The sequence below is a fragment of the Prauserella aidingensis genome, from assembly GCF_024171865.1.
Lineage (GTDB): Bacteria > Actinomycetota > Actinomycetes > Mycobacteriales > Pseudonocardiaceae > Prauserella > Prauserella aidingensis.
In genome coordinates, this window is record NZ_JAMTCN010000080.1 from 1 (window position 1) to 1,108 (window position 1,108).

Genomic DNA, 1,108 nt, shown 5'->3' on the forward strand with positions numbered 1-1,108 from the left:
GGTTAGGGGTGGCGGGCCGCAGAGACCAGCGGAAAGCGACTGTTTACTAAAAACACAGGTCCATGCGAAGACGCAAGTCGAGGTATATGGACTGACGCCTGCCCGGTGCTGGAACGTTAAGAGGACCGGTTAACCACTTCGGTGGTGAAGCTGAGAATTTAAGCGCCAGTAAACGGCGGTGGTAACTATAACCATCCTAAGGTAGCGAAATTCCTTGTCGGGTAAGTTCCGACCTGCACGAATGGCGTAACGACTTTCCGGCTGTCTCAACCACAGGCCCGGCGAAATTGCACTACGAGTAAAGATGCTCGTTTCGCGCGGCAGGACGGAAAGACCCCGGGACCTTTACTATAGCTTGGTATTGGTTTTCGGTTCGGCTTGTGTAGGATAGGTGGGAGACTGGGAAGCTGACACGCTAGTGTTGGTGGAGTCGTTGTTGAAATACCACTCTGGTCGTGCTGGGAATCTAACTTCGGACCATGATCTGGTTCAGGGACAGTGCCTGGTGGGTAGTTTAACTGGGGCGGTTGCCTCCTAAAGGGTAACGGAGGCGCCCAAAGGTTCCCTCAGCTTGGTTGGTAATCAGGTGTTGAGTGTAAGTGCACAAGGGAGCTTGACTGTGAGACTGACGGGTCGAGCAGGGACGAAAGTCGGGACTAGTGATCCGGCACCTCCTGGTGGAAGGGGTGTCGCTCAACGGATAAAAGGTACCCCGGGGATAACAGGCTGATCTTGCCCAAGAGTCCATATCGACGGCATGGTTTGGCACCTCGATGTCGGCTCGTCGCATCCTGGGGCTGGAGTTGGTCCCAAGGGTTGGGCTGTTCGCCCATTAAAGCGGCACGCGAGCTGGGTTTAGAACGTCGTGAGACAGTTCGGTCCCTATCCGCCGCGCGCGTAGGAGACTTGCGGAAGGCTGTCCCTAGTACGAGAGGACCGGGACGGACGAACCTCTGGTGCGCCAGTTGTCCCGCCAGGGGCATGGCTGGTTGGCTACGTTCGGAAGGGATAACCGCTGAAGGCATCTAAGCGGGAAGCCTGTTCCTAGATGAGGTCTCCCACCCCGTTGTGGGTTAAGGCCCCCAGTAGATGACTGGGTTGATAGGCC

The 1,108-nt window shown here is 56.5% G+C and carries 1 rRNA gene; it reads left to right on the forward strand.

The features are described 5' to 3' along the window. Positions 1-1,108: ribosomal RNA gene (locus LY13_RS25520) — 23S ribosomal RNA — on the forward strand; the annotation flags it as partial.